18 protein-coding genes are annotated in these 16,876 nt (G+C 62.8%); 10 read left to right on the forward strand and 8 right to left on the reverse strand.

From position 1 onward, the window contains the following. Positions 1–21: 21 nt before the first annotated feature. The 4 genes from lpxK to J1G34_RS05620 all read right to left on the reverse strand — a co-directional run bounded on the left by lpxK (position 22) and on the right by J1G34_RS05620 (position 4,427). Complete coding sequence (gene lpxK, locus J1G34_RS05605) at positions 22–1,032, reverse strand: tetraacyldisaccharide 4'-kinase (RefSeq protein ID WP_065894965.1); 1,011 nt, start codon at positions 1,030–1,032, stop codon at positions 22–24. Then, positions 1,032–1,460 (reverse strand): ExbD/TolR family protein, encoded by a 429-nt coding sequence (locus J1G34_RS05610; protein ID WP_065884989.1) that lies wholly within the window; start codon positions 1,458–1,460, stop codon positions 1,032–1,034. The genes lpxK and J1G34_RS05610 overlap by 1 nt, the downstream gene beginning before the upstream one ends. Further along, positions 1,457–2,092: a MotA/TolQ/ExbB proton channel family protein gene (locus J1G34_RS05615; protein WP_065894991.1), complete on the reverse strand. Its 636-nt coding sequence runs from the start codon at positions 2,090–2,092 to the stop codon at positions 1,457–1,459. Before J1G34_RS05615 ends, J1G34_RS05610 begins: the two co-directional genes overlap by 4 nt. 109 nt (positions 2,093–2,201) lie before the next feature. Then, positions 2,202–4,427: a DNA internalization-related competence protein ComEC/Rec2 gene (locus J1G34_RS05620; RefSeq protein ID WP_222993535.1), complete on the reverse strand. Its 2,226-nt coding sequence runs from the start codon at positions 4,425–4,427 to the stop codon at positions 2,202–2,204. 135 nt (positions 4,428–4,562) lie between these two features. Between J1G34_RS05620 and J1G34_RS05625 the strand changes: the two genes are divergently transcribed. The 5 genes from J1G34_RS05625 (at position 4,563) to J1G34_RS05645 (ending at position 10,200) form a co-directional block, all read left to right on the forward strand. Then, positions 4,563–5,078, forward strand: a complete 516-nt coding sequence (locus J1G34_RS05625) for a DUF2062 domain-containing protein (protein ID WP_065894963.1) — start codon at positions 4,563–4,565, stop codon at positions 5,076–5,078. Between the two features lie 295 nt (positions 5,079–5,373). Next, a complete protein-coding gene (locus J1G34_RS05630) occupies positions 5,374–8,127 on the forward strand; it encodes a response regulator (RefSeq protein ID WP_065884986.1) in 2,754 nt (917 codons plus the stop codon). A 170-nt stretch (positions 8,128–8,297) separates the two neighbouring features. Then, entirely contained in the window at positions 8,298–9,287 is a 990-nt protein-coding gene (locus tag J1G34_RS05635) for a 2-hydroxyacid dehydrogenase (RefSeq protein ID WP_122562133.1), read from the forward strand. Between the two features lie 71 nt (positions 9,288–9,358). Continuing rightward, positions 9,359–9,799 (forward strand): hypothetical protein, encoded by a 441-nt coding sequence (locus tag J1G34_RS05640; protein ID WP_065884984.1) that lies wholly within the window; start codon positions 9,359–9,361, stop codon positions 9,797–9,799. Continuing rightward, positions 9,796–10,200 carry an META domain-containing protein gene (locus J1G34_RS05645; RefSeq protein ID WP_065935954.1) on the forward strand — a complete coding sequence of 135 codons (405 nt, stop codon included), beginning with the start codon at positions 9,796–9,798 and terminating at the stop codon, positions 10,198–10,200. Before J1G34_RS05640 ends, J1G34_RS05645 begins: the two co-directional genes overlap by 4 nt. 125 nt (positions 10,201–10,325) lie before the next feature. Here the strand turns inward: J1G34_RS05645 and J1G34_RS05650 are convergent, their stop codons facing one another. After that, positions 10,326–10,787: a TlpA disulfide reductase family protein gene (locus tag J1G34_RS05650; RefSeq protein ID WP_065894959.1), complete on the reverse strand. Its 462-nt coding sequence runs from the start codon at positions 10,785–10,787 to the stop codon at positions 10,326–10,328. 115 nt (positions 10,788–10,902) lie between these two features. On the opposite strand from J1G34_RS05650, the gene arsC reads away from it, so the two are divergent. The 3 genes from arsC to J1G34_RS05665 are packed head-to-tail and all read left to right on the forward strand — an operon-like array spanning position 10,903 to position 12,255. Beyond that, the gene (arsC, locus tag J1G34_RS05655; protein ID WP_065894958.1) at positions 10,903–11,256 is read left to right on the forward strand and encodes an arsenate reductase (glutaredoxin); all 354 of its coding nucleotides are present in this window, start codon (positions 10,903–10,905) and stop codon (positions 11,254–11,256) included. Beyond that, complete coding sequence (wrbA, locus tag J1G34_RS05660) at positions 11,253–11,867, forward strand: NAD(P)H:quinone oxidoreductase (protein ID WP_065894957.1); 615 nt, start codon at positions 11,253–11,255, stop codon at positions 11,865–11,867. The genes arsC and wrbA overlap by 4 nt, the downstream gene beginning before the upstream one ends. Beyond that, entirely contained in the window at positions 11,851–12,255 is a 405-nt protein-coding gene (locus J1G34_RS05665; protein WP_065894956.1) for a DUF2069 domain-containing protein, read from the forward strand. Before wrbA ends, J1G34_RS05665 begins: the two co-directional genes overlap by 17 nt. A 133-nt stretch (positions 12,256–12,388) precedes the next feature. On the opposite strand, the gene J1G34_RS05670 is transcribed toward J1G34_RS05665, so the two are convergent. Both J1G34_RS05670 and ttcA read right to left on the reverse strand, forming a co-directional pair. Beyond that, on the reverse strand, positions 12,389–13,060 hold the full coding sequence (locus tag J1G34_RS05670) for a DNA-3-methyladenine glycosylase I (RefSeq protein ID WP_065894955.1): 672 nt from the start codon (positions 13,058–13,060) through the stop codon (positions 12,389–12,391). A 67-nt stretch (positions 13,061–13,127) separates the two neighbouring features. Continuing rightward, positions 13,128–13,952 (reverse strand): tRNA 2-thiocytidine(32) synthetase TtcA, encoded by an 825-nt coding sequence (ttcA, locus tag J1G34_RS05675; RefSeq protein WP_065894954.1) that lies wholly within the window; start codon positions 13,950–13,952, stop codon positions 13,128–13,130. A 362-nt stretch (positions 13,953–14,314) separates the two neighbouring features. Between ttcA and J1G34_RS05680 the strand changes: the two genes are divergently transcribed. Together J1G34_RS05680 and J1G34_RS05685 are read left to right on the forward strand one after the other, a co-directional pair. Then, positions 14,315–14,917, forward strand: coding sequence for a Yip1 family protein (locus J1G34_RS05680; protein WP_222993537.1), 603 nt, complete (start codon positions 14,315–14,317; stop codon positions 14,915–14,917). 128 nt (positions 14,918–15,045) lie between these two features. Continuing rightward, on the forward strand, positions 15,046–15,540 hold the full coding sequence (locus tag J1G34_RS05685) for a SprT family zinc-dependent metalloprotease (protein WP_065894990.1): 495 nt from the start codon (positions 15,046–15,048) through the stop codon (positions 15,538–15,540). A gap of 93 nt (positions 15,541–15,633) precedes the next feature. On the opposite strand, the gene J1G34_RS05690 is transcribed toward J1G34_RS05685, so the two are convergent. Continuing rightward, positions 15,634–16,809, reverse strand: coding sequence for a CaiB/BaiF CoA transferase family protein (locus J1G34_RS05690; RefSeq protein ID WP_222993539.1), 1,176 nt, complete (start codon positions 16,807–16,809; stop codon positions 15,634–15,636). Between the last annotated feature and the right edge of the window lie 67 nt (positions 16,810–16,876).

Below are 16,876 nucleotides of genomic sequence, written 5' to 3' on the forward strand. Positions count from 1 at the left end.
TATGTCCTGGAAATAAACGGTTTAAGGCAAAACACGGTTGGGCAGCAGGCGCATCAGTTGTGTGTCGAACCAGGCGACAAACGCCGGCGACGGCAGCGCATCCACCGCAAGGTACCACCAGTCGGGCCGGGCGAAGGCGCGGCACTTCACCGCGTCCTTTTCAGTCATGACCAGCGGCCAATGCGGTGTGAAATCCAACACCTGGGCACTGTAGGGCGCGTGGTCGGCAAACGCATGGGGGATCGGCTGCCAGTGTAGCGTTTCAAGGGTATTGAAGAAACGTTGCGGATTGCCGATACCGGCAACCGCGTGTACCTGCTGGCCTGGCGGAAAGTAGGTGACCGGCTGCCGCTCGCCACTGTGCAGGTTGATCAGCGCCGCAGGCGCAAGGCCAAAGGCAAAGCCGTCTTCGCGGTCCTCGGCGGCACCGTTATAGAGCAGCGCATCCACGCTGTGCAGGCGCTCGACCGGCTCGCGCAACGGCCCGGCCGGCAGGCAACGGCGATTGCCCAGGCCACGGGCGGCATCGATCAGTACCAGTTCGAGATCGCGGGCCAGACGATAGTGTTGAAGACCGTCGTCGGAAAGGATCAGGTCCAGGGTTTCGCTGGCCAACAGCGCGTTCACCGCGCGGCTGCGGTCCGGATCGATCATCAACGGGACACCGCAGCGCTGCACGATCAGTAAAGGTTCGTCGCCGGCCACGTCGGCACTCTGATTGGCCTCGACTCGCCAGGGCAACTGTGGCGGCTTGGCGCCATACCCCCGACTGACCACGCCCACGCGCAGGCCACTGCGGCGGCAGTGCTCGATCATCCACAGGATCAGTGGCGTCTTGCCCGTGCCACCGACGGTGATATTCCCCACCACCACAACGGGCACCGGGGACCGATAGATAGCGCCCTCGCCCGCCAGGAAGCGCGCGCGCTTGCGCTGCACGACCCGGCGATACAACGACTCCAGCGGCCGTAACAGCACAAGCGCCGGATGGCCCTCATACCAGGCCTTGAGCAAACGTTCGGACATGGCCATCAGGGTGGGCTCGCCGCCTCGACGGTGGTCATGCGCAGATGACTGAAACCGAGCTTGCCGGCGGCGTCCATCGCGGTGATCACCGCCTGATGCTGGGTCTTGCCGTCGGCACTGATCGACAGTGGCAGGCTGGTATCGCCGCCGGATTCCTTCTGCAAGGCTTGCATCAGGCTGGCCAGGTCGTTTTTCTCCAGCAACTGGTTGTTCACCGAAAACACCCCATCGGCGCTGATGGCAATGTCCAGTTGCTTGACCTGCTGGTCTTCGGCCGGCGAGCCGCTGACGGCTTCGGGCAAGTCGACGCGCAGCTGGGTTTCCCGGGTGAACGTGGTGGTGACGACAAAGAACAGCAGCAGGATAAACACCACGTCGATCAGCGACGCGAGGTTGATATCGACATTTTCCCGTTGCTTGCGGCGAAATTTCACACTTTGCCCTCGACCAGGTCCACATCACGGTCGCCCTGCACCACTTCCACCAGCTTGATGGCTTCCTGTTCCATGCCGACCACCAGTTCATCGATGCGCCGTTGCAGGAAGCGGTGGAAGAACACCGAAGGGATACCCACCATCAGGCCCGCGGCCGTGGTGATCAGTGCTTTGGAAATACCACCGGCCAGCACGGCGGCGTTGGTGGTCATGCCCGAGCCCATGAACGAGCTGAAAATATCGATCATACCCAGCACCGTGCCCAGCAAACCGAGCAGCGGCGCCATGGCGGCGATGGTGCCGAGGGCGTTGATGTAGCGCTCCAGTTCATGGATCACCCGTGCGGCGGCTTCCTCGATGCACTCTTTCATGATCTCGCGACCATGCTTGGAGTTGGCAAGGCCGGCGGCAAGGATTTCACCCAGCGGCGAATTGGCGCGCAGCTCCTTGAGCTTCTCTTTGTCGAGCTGCTTGTTCTTGATCCAGCCCCAGACTTGCCCCAGCAGATGCTCGGGGGTGACGCGACTGGCGCGCAGGGTCCACAGGCGTTCGGCGACGATGCCGAGTGCGGCGATGGAACTCATGATGATCGGCAACATCATCCAGCCGCCGGATTTGACCAATTCCCACACAGTGAATGCCCCCTCGAAAAAGTGCGCCACTTTATCATATAGGTTCGGCGGCAGGGTTCGTTGGCCGCAGACCAGGCTGTCGCAGCCTGCGGTGTTTGGTAACGCCGGATTACGGCAACGGTTCGCGCCAGAATCGGCGTTGACTGCGCGCAACAATGGCGGGCTGGAAGGCGCCCAACTGAAAGCGCACGGCCCCGTGTTCGGCGCTGTCGTATAGTCGGCTGCCCTGGGCCTGATAGCGCGCGACCACTTGCGCATGAGGATGACCGAAGGCGTTGCCCCGCCCTCGGGAAATCAGCACCGACGTGGGGGCGAGCCGCTGCACAAAGGATCGGGATGACGAGCTGCGGCTACCATGATGGGGCGCTTGCAGCCAATCGGTTGGCACCGCCAGCGGCGTATCGAGCAAGGCGCGCTCCGCCGCGCTGTCGATATCGCCGGTGAGCAACAGCCGTTCACCCTTGGCCTGCACCTGCAACACACAGGACTTTGGATTGCCACTTATGGCGCCGGACCACTGCCACAACGCGAAAGACACACCATCCCACTCCCACCGCTCGCCACTGATACAGGGCTCGGTCCCGAGAAATGCCGGCAGCCCCTCGGTTTCGCCGCCTACCACGCGCCCGATGGTCAAACCACGGGCTATCGCTGCCGCGCCACCGGCGTGATCGGCATCGGCATGGCTCAGCAGCAGCATGTCGAGCCGCTGTACCCCGAGCTTTTTCAATGACGGCAAAACCACGCGTGCGCCCAGATCGACCGCCCCGGAACGCGGACCGGCATCGTAAAGCAGCGCATGATTGCGGGTGCGCAGGATCAGCGCCTGCCCCTGGCCGACATCCAACTGCACCACCCTCACCTGCCCGTGGGGTACCGACTCCCTGGGAGGAAACACCGCCAGCAACAGCATGGGCCAGCCCAGCAACCGAAACGGCACCCCCTTGGGCAGTAGCAGCATCGGCGCGCCCACCAAGCTGACCAGCCAGTACACCAGCGGCACCTGGGCCGGCGTCCAGGCCGGCAACTGCCCGGCCAGCAGGGTCAGCACGTTGAACCACCCCTCCAACGCCCCGCCGGCCAACCAAAGCAGGCCGTCGCCGATCACCGGCACCCACAACAGCACCGTGCCGAGCAGCGCCAAAGGCAACACCACCAGACTGATCCAGGGTACGGCGAACACATTGGCCAATGGCGCAGTGAGGCTGATGGGTAAACCCAGCACCAGCAGGATTGGAAACAGGCCGATAGCAATCAGCCACTGGGGACGCGTCCACGCCTGCCAGAGACCCCAGGGGCCCAGCCGTCCACCGAACGTCAGGATCAGGACCGCAACCGCCGCAAATGACAACCAGAAGCCCGGCTGCAGACTGGCCAGCGGCTCAAGCAGCAGTACGCCATTGAACGCCAGCAATAACGGCCACCATGCGCCCAGATGTCGAAAGCGCAGCCGCCACAGCAACATCAGACCGACCATCACGCAGGCCCGCTGCACCGGCACGCCAAACCCCGCCAGCAGGCCGTAACCCAGCGCTGCGGCAAAGGCCAGGCCGCACGCCCACGGCAGCCATGGCAGGTGGCGCGGCCAGCAACCGTAACGGGCCATCCCGGCCACCAGTGCGTAGATCAGCCCGGCCAGCAAGCCGATGTGTTGACCGGAAATGACTAACAAATGCACGGTGCCGGTGTCTTGCAACACCTGCCATTGCTCCGCCCGCAGCCCGGAACCGTCACCCAGCACCAAGGCCGCCAGGGCGGCCTCATGGGTTTGCGCATCGGTGGCCATCAGGCGTTGACGCAGACTGTCGCGCAAGGCGTTGCGGGCCGGCGCGAGGCGCTGGCCGTCTTTCACCGAGCCCGTGGCCCCAATGCGTTGCGCCAGCAGCCAGGCCTCGTGGTCGACGCCATGAAAATTGAGCAGCCCGGACGGCCGCTTGAGGGTGACAGCCAAGCGCCATCGCTCCCCACTGCGCACCGGCGGCCCGCCGTGCCAGGACACCCGGATGCGCTTGGGCAGCCGGGCCTTGCGCGACCGGCTGTCGGCCAGTTCAAAGCGCACGCCGGTGTCCGTCTGTTGCGGCAACCCGACCACACGCCCCTCCACCCAACGCGTCTCGCCGTCCAGCGCCGGGCGCAATCGGTCATCCAGTGCCCACTGCGCGCTGATGCAGGCCCAGCTCACGCCCAGCAGGAAAAACGCCAGCGGATAGGTGCGAAACGGCAGTAGCATCAAGGCCAGCACCGGCATGGCCAACAGCCATCCTGTGGGCGGCAACGCCGGAAGAAAGCGCAGGGTCAGTAACCCCATCGCGAGCGCGAACATCCCTGTCCTCATGAATCATTCCTTTCAATGACTCACTCAGTCTTAGCCGGAGTTCCCAGGGGCGCCTTTGATGTTTTGTCACAAAGTCTGAATTTTCTGTTTATAGAATACGCGCATACTTGCCCCTCGAACTGACCTGGACCCCCTATGCCCCGGCGCTTATTCAAACGGTACATGCCCGACCCCAGCAGTATCAGGGAACACAAGTCATTACAGTTTCTTGGCACCCTGCTGCATGACCCGAACCTCTGGCACCTGAACCGGCACTCGGTGGCTCGCGCCATGGCCGTGGGCTTGTTTGCCGCGTTTATCCCTATCCCGTTGCAGATGTTGCTGGCCGCGATCCTGGCGATCGTGGTGCGCGGCAACATGCCGATTGCCGTCAGCCTGGTGTGGCTGACCAACCCGGTGACGATGCCGGTGGTGTTTTTCTGCACCTACATGACCGGCGCCTGGTTGATGAACGTGCCGCCGCGCAGCCTGCCCGATAACCTGACCTGGGAATGGATCAGCGGCGAGTTGAGCACGATGTGGCAACCATTCCTGCTGGGCTCGGTGGTCTGCGGGTTGGTATTGGGTGCCCTGGCCTACTGCCTGACCATGGGATATTGGCGCTGGTGGGTCGCGCACCAGTGGAAGAAACGCAAATTGCGCCGCCGCTGAGGGCTAACGGGCAGGCAGGTGCAAAGGTACGCGCAGGCCCTGCGCGCAATGCGCAAGCCCGGGCCGTGAACCGTCCAACCGAATAAAGCGCGCGAAGATACGTTCCAAGTCAGCCTCATCGGTACCTCTCCCCTGATCCTCCCGCCAGACGCCGGCCGGCGCCGAATCGCCCGAAGATTGCTACATGTCACTAATTTACGAGATTCCCGAGGGTGCAAATGGCTACACTGCGCACGTGGCGTGGGCCGGATGCCTGCGTGGATGATTGATATCAATGTGGTAGCAGGAGAGTGGCGTGCTTAGAAGAATGGGAATAAAAGGCCGCGTACTGTTGCTGACTTTATTGCCGACCAGCCTGATGGCCCTGCTGTTGGGAGGCTACTTCACCTGGATGCAGCTCTCCGAACTGCAGACGCAATTGCTGCAACGCGGCGAAATGATCGCCGAGCAGTTGGCGCCGCTGGTCGCACCCGCCCTGAGCAGCAGGAACACGGACCTGCTGGAGCGCATCGCGACCCAATCCCTGGAACAACCGGATGTGCGTACGGTGTCGATCCTGGCGCCGGACCGCTCGTCCCTGGCCCATGCCGGTCCGACCATGCTCAATCAACCGCCCACCGGCAACAGTTCGCACCTGCTGCAGCGCAGCGGCAATGATGCCACCCGCTACCTCATGCCCGTGTTTGGCCGCCATCGCAACCTCGCGGGCGAGCTGATCCCGGATGAGTCCGACCGCCTGTTGGGCTGGGTCGAAGTGGAACTGTCCCACAATGGCATGTTGCTGCGCGGCTATCGCAGCCTGTTCGCCAGCCTGCTGCTGATCGCCATCGGCTTGATCTGCACCGCGGCGCTGGCCCTGCGCATCAGCCGCACCATCAATTCGCCGATCGGCCAGATCAAGCAAGCCGTGGCCCAGCTCAAGGACGGCAACCTGGAAACCCGTCTGCCGCCGTTGGGCAGCCAGGAGCTGGATCAGTTGGCGTCGGGCATCAACCGCATGGCCGAAACCCTGCAAAACGCCCAGGAGGAATTGCAACACAGCATCGACCAGGCCACCGAGGATGTGCGCCAGAACCTGGAAACCATCGAGATCCAGAACATCGAGCTGGACCTGGCCCGCAAGGAAGCCCTGGAAGCCAGCCGGATCAAATCGGAATTCCTGGCCAATATGAGCCATGAGATCCGCACCCCGCTCAACGGCATCCTGGGTTTCACCCACTTGCTGCAAAAAAGCGAATTGTCGCCGCGTCAGTTGGATTACCTGGGCACCATCGAAAAATCCGCCGACAACCTGCTGGGCATCATCAACGAAATCCTCGACTTCTCGAAGATCGAAGCCGGCAAACTGGTGCTCGACAGCGTGCCCTTCAACCTGCGCGACCTGCTGCAAGACACCCTGACCATCCTCGCTCCCGCCGCCCACGCCAAACAGCTCGAACTGGTCAGCCTGGTCTACCGTGACACGCCGCTGTCACTGGTGGGCGACCCGCTGCGCCTCAAGCAGATCCTGACCAACCTGATCAGCAACGCGATCAAGTTCACCCGCGAAGGCACCATTGTTGCCCGCGCGATGATCGAGGACGAACAGGAAGACAGCGTGCAGCTGCGCATCAGCGTGCAGGACACGGGCATCGGCCTGTCCAACCAGGACGTGCGTGCGCTGTTCCAGGCCTTCAGCCAGGCGGACAATTCGCTGTCGCGCCAGCCGGGCGGCACCGGCCTGGGCCTGGTGATTTCCAAGCGCCTGATCGAACAGATGGGCGGCGAAATCGGCGTCGACAGCACACCGGGCGAAGGCTCGGAGTTCTGGATCAGCCTGAACCTGCCCAAGACCCGCGACGACGTTGAAGACTTGCCCAGCGCGCCGCTGCTCGGACGCCGCGTGGCCGTGCTGGAGAACCACGAACTGGCGCGCCAGGCCCTGCAACACCAGTTGGAAGACTGCGGCCTGGAGGTGACCCCGTTCAACACCCTGGAAAGCCTGACCAACGGCATTACCAGCGCGCACCAGACCGAACAGGCGATTGACCTGGCGGTGCTCGGCGTCACCGCCAACGACATCCCGCCCGAGCGCCTCAACCAGCACTTGTGGGACCTCGAACACCTGGGCTGCAAGGTGCTGGTGCTGTGCCCGACGACCGAGCAGATGCTGTTCAACCAATCGGTGCCCAACCCCAACAGCCAGTTGCAGGCCAAGCCCGCGTGTACGCGCAAGCTGCGCCGGTCCCTGGCCGACCTGATCAGCCCGCGCCCTTTGCGCAGCGAACCGGGCGAGCCATTGTCCAGCCGTGCGCCGCGCGTGCTGTGCGTGGACGATAACCCGGCGAACCTGTTGCTCGTGCAAACCCTGCTTGAAGACATGGGCGCCAAGGTCATGGCCGTGGAAAGCGGCTATGCGGCCATTGACGCGGTCAAGCAGGAAACCTTCGACCTGGTGTTGATGGATGTGCAGATGCCGGGCATGGACGGGCGCCAGAGTACCGAGGCGATTCGCCAATGGGAAAGCGAACGCCATGGCACGCCGCTGCCGGTGGTCGCCCTCACCGCCCATGCCATGGCCAACGAAAAACGCGCCCTGCTGCAAAGCGGCATGGACGATTACCTGACCAAACCCATCAGCGAGCGGCAACTGGCCCAGGTGGTGCTGAAATGGACCGGCCTGGCCCTGCGCAACCAAGGGCCGGAACGCGTCCCCGAAGGCCCCGGCCCAGGCGTGCAACTGCTGGTGCTGGACCATGAGGAAGGCTTGCGCCTGGCCGCCAACAAGGCCGACCTGGCGGCCGACATGCTCGCCATGCTGCTGGCTTCCCTGGAAGCCGATCGCCTGGCGATCACGGTCGCCCGTGAAGCCAATGACAATCATGCCCTGATCGAACGCGTCCATCGTCTGCATGGCGCCACGCGCTACTGCGGCGTGCCGCAATTGCGCGCGGCCTGCCAGCGCGCCGAAACCCTGCTCAAGCAGGACGACGCCAAGGCCATGGCTGCACTGGATGAACTGGACATGGCAATTGCACGGTTGGCCAGTGAAGCGCGGGTCAGCGCCTGACGCTATTTTCAGGTGGGGCTTGCCCTAATACCTGTAGGAGCGAGCTTGCTCGCGAAAAACTCCCAGGCACCGCTCTCATTCAGGAAGCACGCGTTATCGTTGACGTTTTTCGCGAGCAAGCTCGCTCCTACAGGCATTTTTCACGTGTAAATCGCAGGGAGCCCCTTTCAATGCGCGTCATTCTTTTCAGCAGCCAAGCCTACGACCGCGACAGTTTTAGCGCTGAGCCACTCCCCCAGGGCATCGAGCTGCAATTGCAACCCGCCCGCCTCAACCTCGACACCGTGGCCCTGGCCGAACACCATGAGGTGGTCTGCGCCTTTATCAACGATGACCTCAGCGCCCCGGTACTCGAGCAACTGGCCAAAGGTGGCACGCGCCTGATTGCGTTGCGCTCGGCCGGCTATAACCATGTCGACCTGCGCGCCGCCAAGCGCCTGGGCCTGAGCGTGGTGCGCGTACCGGCCTACTCGCCCCACGCCGTGGCCGAGCATGCCGTGGCGCTGGTGCTGGCCCTGAACCGGCGCCTGCACCGCGCCTACAACCGCACCCGCGATGGCGATTTCAGCCTGCACGGGCTCACCGGGTTCGACCTGGTCGGCAAAACCGTCGGTGTGGTCGGTACCGGGCAGATCGGCGCCACCTTCGCCAGGATCATGAACGGTTTCGGCTGCCGGTTGCTGGCCCACGACCCCTTCCCCAACCCTGAGGTCCAAGCCATGGGCGCGCGCTACGTGAGCCTGCCCGAACTGCTCGCCGAGGCGCAGGTCATCAGCCTGCATTGCCCGCTGACGGCCGACAGCAGGCACCTGATCAACGCCGACACCCTGGCCCACATGCAACCGGGCGCCATGCTGATCAATACCGGCCGCGGTGGCCTGGTCGACACGCCGGCGCTGGTGGAAGCGCTCAAGAGCGGCCAACTCGGTTACCTGGGGCTGGATGTCTATGAAGAAGAGGCCCAGCTGTTTTTCGAGGACCGCTCGGACCTGCCCCTGCAAGACGACGTGCTCGCCCGCCTGCTGACCTTCCCCAATGTGATCATCACCGCCCACCAGGCCTTCCTGACCCGCGAGGCACTGGCGGCGATTGCTGGCACTACACTGGCCAATATTGCGGCGTGGGCCGACGGCCGTGCGCAGAACCTCGTCGAGGGATGATCAGCGGTCACATACCGGGCTCATGATAGTCCGGCACCCGTGATAGGATGCCGCGCCTATTTGGAGGATCCATGGCCGAACACGATTTCCGCTTCAGCTTGCTGAGCCCGCAACACACCCTGATCGAATGCCGCGCCCTGGTGCCGGGCCGTTATCAAGTCACCGGCAACGGTGGTTCGATCAAGCATGGCGACGTGCTGATCGTCACCCTGCGCGGCAGCAAAACCCTGTCGATGCGCCTGACCGTGGAAGGTGACGCGCGCTATTCCATCCGCCCGGCGGGCCAGTGGGTCGCCATGGCCCAGGGGCCGAAATTCGGCGAGTTGGAGATTCACACCTGGAAGGTGAATTGCGACAGCTGCGACAGCGTGCTGGAGTTCGAATTCGCGGTGGAAACCAAGCTCACCCAGGAACCGCTGCAACCGGCCGCCAATGCCCGCATCAAAGCACTCGGCTGGGCCAGCGAAGGCGACAGTCACCGCTGCCCGAAATGCCAGCAGGCCGCGCAATGAAGGGCCTGCTGCTGCTCGCCGCCATGGGTACGGCCCTGAGCGGCTGCGCCGGCGATGCAGTCAAGCTCAAGCAGGATCACAGCTATGTGGTGGAGTGGATCGGCGAGCGACCATTGATGGACTACGCGCACCTGACCGTGACCCTCGGTGCCGATGGTCGCGCCTATGGCAATGGCGGCTGCAACCACTGGTTTGCGCCATACACCCTTGAAGGCGAGAAGCTCAGTTTCGGCCCGATCGGCAGCACCCGCAAACTGTGCGCCGAGGCGTTGATGGAGCAGGAGCACCGCTTCTTCCAGGCCCTGCAAGGCGTACAGCGCTGGGATATCTCGCCGATCGAGCAGACGCGATTCTGGCCCGCCGAAGGCAAGCCGATTCGCTTGTGGCTTGAAGAAGGCTGATATCCCCAATCTTTAGTTTGATGGGGTTCCAAATGTGGGAGGGGGCTTGCCCCCGATGGCGGTATATCAGCCAGCACACACAGTGACTGACACACCGCTATCGGGGGCAAGCCCCCTCCCACACTTTAACCGCGCAAGGCCTTGAGTTTGGCCAACACGCCCTCCGCCGTCTGCTCACCCATCAGTTGCTCGCGCACCTTGCCCTGGTCATCGATGATGTAGGTCACCGGCAGCGCCTCGCTACGCGGAATATCGAAGATGCCCTCCGGGTTCTGCGCCAGTACGGTGAACTTGATGCCCAGCTTGTCACTGGCAGCCTTGAGCTCCTCACCCTGCACATTGTCGAAGTTGACCCCGAACACGCCCACGTTCTGCGCTTTCAACTGTTCGGCCAGGGCATTGAGCTCGGGGATTTCCGTGCGGCACGGGCCACACCATTCGGCCCAGTAATTGACCACCAGCCACTGCTTGTCCAGGCGTTCGGCCGGCACTTTCTGGCCGTACTGGTCAACGCCGTAATCGTTACCGCAGCCGCTGAGCAGCAGGGTTGTGATGATCGCCAATGCTCCGATCAGTCGCCTTGTCATGGGGTAATCCTTCGCAAAAATGAACGTGGGCTGCGGCCTATCGCCTCTGACGGTTTAAGGACAGGCGCCAGCACGGGTAGAATACCCGCCACCTTACGCAAGATGCGACCCGCACATGACCGATCTGACGCTTTATCACAACCCGCGCTGCTCGAAATCCCGCGGTGCGCTTGAACTGCTCGAAGCTCGCGGCCTCACGCCAACCGTGGTGCGCTATCTGGAAACGCCGCTGAACGCGGCACAATTGCAGGCCCTGCTGGCCAAACTTGGCCTCAATGCCCGCCAATTGTTGCGCACCGGCGAAGATGAATACAAAAGCCTCAACCTGGCCGACGCCAGCCTCAGCGAAGCGCAACTGATCGCCGCCATCGCTGCACACCCCAAGTTGATGGAACGCCCGATCCTGGAAACCGCCGATAAAGCCATCATTGGCCGCCCGCCGGAAAACGTGCTGGAGATCCTGCCGTGACTGCGCCCTACGTGCTGGTGTTGTATTACAGCCGCAATGGCTCGGTCAGCGAAATGGCCCGGCAGATTGCCAGGGGCGTCGAGCAAGGCGGCATGGAAGCCCGGCTGCGCACCGTGCCGGCGATCTCCACCGAGTGCGAGGCCGTGGCGCCGAGTATCCCGGACGAAGGCGCGCTGTATGCCAGCCTGGATGACCTGAAACACTGCTCGGCCCTGGCCCTGGGCAGCCCGACCCGTTTCGGCAACATGGCCGCGCCGCTCAAGTACTTCCTCGACGGCACCAGCAACCTGTGGCTCACCGGCGCCCTGGTCGGCAAGCCCGCCGGCGTGTTCACCTCCACCGCCAGCCTGCACGGCGGCCAGGAGACCACTCTGATGTCGATGCTGCTGCCGCTGCTGCACCACGGCATGCTGATCACCGGCCTGCCCTACAGCGAACAGGCGCTGCTCGACACCCAGGGCGGCGGCACGCCCTATGGCGCCAGCCACCACGCCGGGCCTGACGGCAAGCGTCTGCTCGACCCGCATGAAATCAGTCTGTGCCGCGCCCTGGGCCTGCGTCTGGCCAAGACCGCCACACTGCTGGAGAACGGCGTTGGCCAGAAAGCCTAAGGTCCTGCCGTCCCAGGCGTGGCTGGAACCACGGGTCAAGCTGGCGCGCGCACTGAGTCTGCTGGCGTTTTTCGGCCTGGTGGGCTTGTTGTGCGCGTATTACCTGTTCGTCGCCGACCTGCACGGGGCGCGCCCGTGGGTGATCCTGCTGATCGAACTGGTGCCGCTGCTGGTGCTGGCGCCAGGGATGATCACAGGCAGCGCGCGTGGGCATTCGTGGATGTGCTTTGTGGTGAACCTGTATTTCATCAAGGGCGCACTGGCCGCGTATGACCCGAACCGCCAGGGCTTCGGAGTGCTGGAAATGCTGGCGAGCCTGGCGGTGTTTTGTACGGCGCTCTTGTATGTGCGCTGGCGGCATCAGTTGAATCGGCGACTCGCCGATTGACACACTCTGACGATCGTTCCCACGCTCCGCGTGGGAATGCTGCCCCGGACGCTCCGCGTCCCAGACCTTGTGTAAGGGTGACGCAGAGCGTCACAGGATGCATTCCCACGCAGAGCGTGGGAACGATCAACGATCAGTGGTTGACGGTGTAGGCCAGCATCATCGACAACTGGCACATTGGCCGCCCACTCTCGGCATGCCATTGGTTGAACGCGCCCTGCACCGTCGCCAAATCCCGCAGGCTGGTCGGCGCCTTGTCGACGATCTTCTGCGCATTCAGCGCCGCCACCACGTCATCGCTCGGTACAAACGTATCCTTGCCTACCATGCGCAGGAAACGCGGGGCCGACAGCCCGCCCAACTGGTGGCCGTGCTTGCTCAGGTATTTCCACAGCCCAACGATATCGGTCACCGGCCAGTCGGCGACAAACGCACCGAAGCTGCCCTTTTCCTGCTCGATATCCAGGATCATCTGCGCGTTGCGCGGCACGCTCTTGAGCTTGCCCAGGTGGCGGATGATGCGCGTGTCCTGCATCAGCCGTTCCAGATGTTCGGCGCCCATCAGTACGACTTTTTCCGGATCAAAGCCGAAAAACACCTGTTCGAACGCGGGCCATTTCGCGTCGACCACACTGTGTTTCAAGCCCGCACGAAAGACTCGCAGCGCCAGGGTCGACAGGTAGCGATCATCGCTGATCCTGCGCAGTTGTGCCGGGGTCTTGGGCGCAGGCAGATGGGCTTCCAGCTTGGCCGCCGAACCGAAGCGGTTCAGACAATATTCGTGCAGCCACTTGTAATCGCGCATGCCCTCTCCTGGCAGTTGAATGGAAAACGGCGCCCGCAAGCGCCGTGTACTAGAGCCTCGATGCGGCTCAGAGGTTCACTACATTGACGAAACGCGAGGCGGCCGTCTCATCGATTTTCAAGCTGGCGAAGTCGAACAGGTTGCGATCGGCCAGTTGCGACGGGATCACATTCTGCAGGCTGCGAAAAATACTCTCGGTGCGCCCCGGGGTCTTGCGCTCCCACTCCTGCAGCATGTCCTTGACCACCTGGCGCTGCAGGTTTTCCTGGGAGCCGCACAGGTTGCACGGAATGATCGGGAATTGCTTGAAGTCGGAATAAGCCTGGATGTCCTTCTCGTTGCAATACGCCAGCGGGCGGATCACCACGTTGCGTCCGTCATCGGCGCGCAGTTTGGGCGGCATGGCCTTGAGCGAACCGTTGAAGAACATATTCAGGAAGAAGGTTTCGACGATGTCGTCGCGATGATGCCCCAGGGCCATCTTGGTCGCGCCGATCTCATCGGCAAAGGTATAGAGCGTGCCACGCCGCAGGCGCGAGCACAGCGAGCAGGTGGTCTTGCCTTCCGGAATCAGTTCCTTGACCACCGAATACGTGTCTTTCTCGACAATGTGGTACTCGACGCCCAGCTCGTTCAGGTAGGCCGGCAGCACATGCTCGGGAAAGCCGGGCTGCTTCTGGTCCATGTTGACGGCAACGATCTCGAACTTGATCGGTGCGACCTTTTGCAGGTGCAGCAGCACGTCGAGCAGGGTGTAGCTGTCTTTGCCGCCGGAGAGGCAGACCATGACCTTGTCGCCCTCCTCGATCATGTTGAAATCAGCGACCGCTTCACCGGCCAGGCGACGCAGGCGTTTTTGCAGTTTGTTCTGGTTGACCGTAAGAGTGCCCATGGCGCTTGGATCCGCTAAAGGTGTGTGACGAAAAGCGCAGCATTTTACCTTCATGAACGACCGAGTTCCAATGTGGGAGGGGGCTTGCCCCCGATTGCGGTGTAGCAGTAGCAACTACCTCGACTGACGCACTGCCATCGGGGGCAAGCCCCCTCCCACACTGGATCGCGTTGTCATCGACAGACCACGTGGCGATTAAGCGCCGCATTTACAGCGCGATTTACTCTAAAGGCCCTACAGTTTTCCCGGGTATCACTTCCTATACTGCGACGTGAGGTCGCACAACTATCCAGACCTTGCAGGCCAGTTGGCCGGTGGGCGCTCCGATGGGGGCGATAGGAATAACGACAGGAGTGACCAGCATGATCCATCACGTCGTGGGGCTGTTTACCCATCCCGATCAGGAATGGCGGGAAATTCGTGGCGATAAAGAAGAAAGCATCAGCCACATGTACCTCACTCACACGCTGGTCCTCGCAGCGATCCCCGCCATCTCCGCGTTTATCGGCACCACCCGGGTCGGCTGGGTCATCGGCAACCGCGCCCCGGTCATGCTTACCCAGGAAAGCGCGCTGTGGATGACCATGATGTCGTACGCCGCCATGCTGGGCGGTGTGGCGGTGATGGGCGCGTTCATTCACTGGATGGCCCGCACCTATGACGCCAACCCCAGCATGGCGCGTTGCGTGGCCTTTGCCACCTATACCGCGACGCCCCTGTTTATCGGCGGGCTGGCGGCGCTCTATCCGCACATGTGGCTGGGTATGGTGGTGGGGACCGCAGCGATCTGCTACACGGTGTATCTGCTGTATGTGGGCTTGCCGACGTTCATGAGTATCGACCCGGATGAAGGCTTTCTGTTCTCCAGCTCGGTATTGGCCGTGGGCCTGGTGGTGCTGGTGGCGATCATGGCGTTTACCGTGATCGTCTGGGGCCTGGGCGTCGGGCCCATCTACACCAGTTGAGCCCCAGACATGCAGGCAAAGCCACCGAAAAGGTGGCTTTGTGCGTCAGGCATGACCATTCGGCGCCTGAGAGATTCGGAAACCCCCTGCTTTGCGGCATACTGGGCGTCTCTGGAGATATGTACAGCATGCCCGAGCAACTCAATACCCGCGTCGAAGATTGTTTCCTGCAAGCCGAATCCTTTTTCAAACGAAGCTTCAAACGCCCCACCGTCAGCCTCAAGCTGCGGGGCCAGAAAGCCGGTGTCGCGCATTTGCACGAAAACCTGCTGCGCTTCAATCCTCAGCTCTACCAAGAAAACAGCCAACACTTCCTCAAGCAGACCGTGGCCCACGAAGTGGCGCACCTGATTGCCCACCAACTGTTTGGCGAGCGCATCCAGCCCCATGGAGAGGAATGGCAGTTGATCATGCGTGGGGTCTACGAACTGCCGCCGGACCGTTGTCACACCTATGCGATCAAGCGTCGCCAAGTGACTCGCTATATCTACCGGTGCCCGTGTGCCGACAGTGACTTTGCGTTTTCAGCCCAGCGCCATGGGATGGTCGGCCAGGGGCGGCGGTACCTGTGTCGGCGGTGCCGGCATACTCTCGTGTTCACTGGGGAGACTCGGGTGGAGTGAGGGCCTCATCGGGGACAAGCCCCCCTCCCACCTTTGTTTTGTGAATACATTCCAAATGTGGGAGGGGGCTTGCCCCCGATGAGGCCAGAACAGTCACCCAATCACCTTGGCCTGCCGCAAATCCGCAATCCGCTGAGCGCTCAACCCCAACTCCACCAACACTTCATCACTGTGCGCACCGACCGCCACCCCGATATGCCGTGGTGCCGGCAACCCCTCGGAGAACTTCAGCGGACAGGCCATCTGCGCCTGGGTCGAACCATCGCCCCTCGGCACCTGGCTGATCAAATCGCGCGCCTGCAACTGCGGATGCGCCAGCGCTTCACTCATGCTCAACACCGGTTCCACACACGCATCCACGCCCGCAAATAACGCACACAGCTCGTCAAAGCTGCGTTTTTCAAACTCCACCTGCAACGCCCTCTTGAGTGCCGGCTGCTGCTCAGGCTTCACACCGTGCACCGCGAGCTCCGGTCGCCCCAGGGTGTCACACAGCTGCTGCATGAACGCCGGTTCCAGGCTGCCCACCGACATCCAGCGCCCGTCACGGGTGCGGTAGTAATCGTAAAAACTGCCGCCATTGAGCACATGGGTTTCCCGCTCCGGCTCCACCCCGCAGGCCAGGTAACCCGCGCCGGCCATGGCGTTCAGGCTGAACGAGCAGTCGGTCATGCTCACGTCCAGGTATTGACCGACGCCGCTGTGCTGCCGCGCAACCACCGCCGCGAGCACGCCCACCACCGCATGCAGGGACCCGCCGCCCACATCCGCCAGTTGCACGCCCAGCGGCAACGGCCCACTGTCCCGCCGCCCGGTGTGGCTGGCCACGCCGGCGACAGCGAGATAGTTGATGTCGTGACCGGCGCGTTCCCTGTAGGGGCCGGTCTGGCCGTAGCCGGTGATCGACACATAGATCAGCCTGGGGTTGATCGCCTTAAGGGCGGCGTACCCCAGGCCCAGACGGTCCATGACCCCGGGGCGGAACTGTTCGATGAGGATATCGGTGCCCTTGACCAGCTCGAAGACGATCTGCAGCGCCTCGTCCCGCTTGAGGTCCAGCGCCAGGCTGCGCTTGTTGCGATTGAGATAGGCATGGCTCGCGGACGTGCCGTGATCATGGGGCGGCCACACGCGCAACAGGTCCGGCCGCGTCGGCGATTCGATGCGCAGCACGTCGGCGCCCATGTCCGCCAGCATCAGCGAGGCGAACGGGCCGGGCAGCAGGGTGGAAAAATCCAGCACTTTGAGGGACGCCAAGGGACCTGACATACAAACTCCGTTTGCGATTGGACTGGCCACAGCGTAGTCAGCCTTCGGTGCCGGCGGCAATCGTCAG

It is taken from the genome of Pseudomonas sp. Wu6, assembly GCF_019891515.1.
In the GTDB taxonomy this organism is placed as follows: domain Bacteria; phylum Pseudomonadota; class Gammaproteobacteria; order Pseudomonadales; family Pseudomonadaceae; genus Aquipseudomonas; species Aquipseudomonas orientalis_A.

Coding starts and splice junctions, on each gene's coding strand:
- lpxK (WP_065894965.1), bottom strand. CDS start 1,032: ATGGCCATGTCCGAACGTTTGCTCAAGGCCTGGTATGAGGGCCATCCG.
- J1G34_RS05620 (WP_222993535.1), bottom strand. CDS start 4,427: ATGAGGACAGGGATGTTCGCGCTCGCGATGGGGTTACTGACCCTGCGC.
- J1G34_RS05625 (WP_065894963.1), top strand. CDS start 4,563: ATGCCCCGGCGCTTATTCAAACGGTACATGCCCGACCCCAGCAGTATC.
- J1G34_RS05635 (WP_122562133.1), top strand. CDS start 8,298: ATGCGCGTCATTCTTTTCAGCAGCCAAGCCTACGACCGCGACAGTTTT.
- J1G34_RS05640 (WP_065884984.1), top strand. CDS start 9,359: ATGGCCGAACACGATTTCCGCTTCAGCTTGCTGAGCCCGCAACACACC.
- J1G34_RS05645 (WP_065935954.1), top strand. CDS start 9,796: ATGAAGGGCCTGCTGCTGCTCGCCGCCATGGGTACGGCCCTGAGCGGC.
- J1G34_RS05650 (WP_065894959.1), bottom strand. CDS start 10,787: ATGACAAGGCGACTGATCGGAGCATTGGCGATCATCACAACCCTGCTG.
- arsC (WP_065894958.1), top strand. CDS start 10,903: ATGACCGATCTGACGCTTTATCACAACCCGCGCTGCTCGAAATCCCGC.
- J1G34_RS05670 (WP_065894955.1), bottom strand. CDS start 13,060: ATGCGCGATTACAAGTGGCTGCACGAATATTGTCTGAACCGCTTCGGT.
- ttcA (WP_065894954.1), bottom strand. CDS start 13,952: ATGGGCACTCTTACGGTCAACCAGAACAAACTGCAAAAACGCCTGCGT.
- J1G34_RS05680 (WP_222993537.1), top strand. CDS start 14,315: ATGATCCATCACGTCGTGGGGCTGTTTACCCATCCCGATCAGGAATGG.
- J1G34_RS05685 (WP_065894990.1), top strand. CDS start 15,046: ATGCCCGAGCAACTCAATACCCGCGTCGAAGATTGTTTCCTGCAAGCC.
- J1G34_RS05690 (WP_222993539.1), bottom strand. CDS start 16,809: ATGTCAGGTCCCTTGGCGTCCCTCAAAGTGCTGGATTTTTCCACCCTG.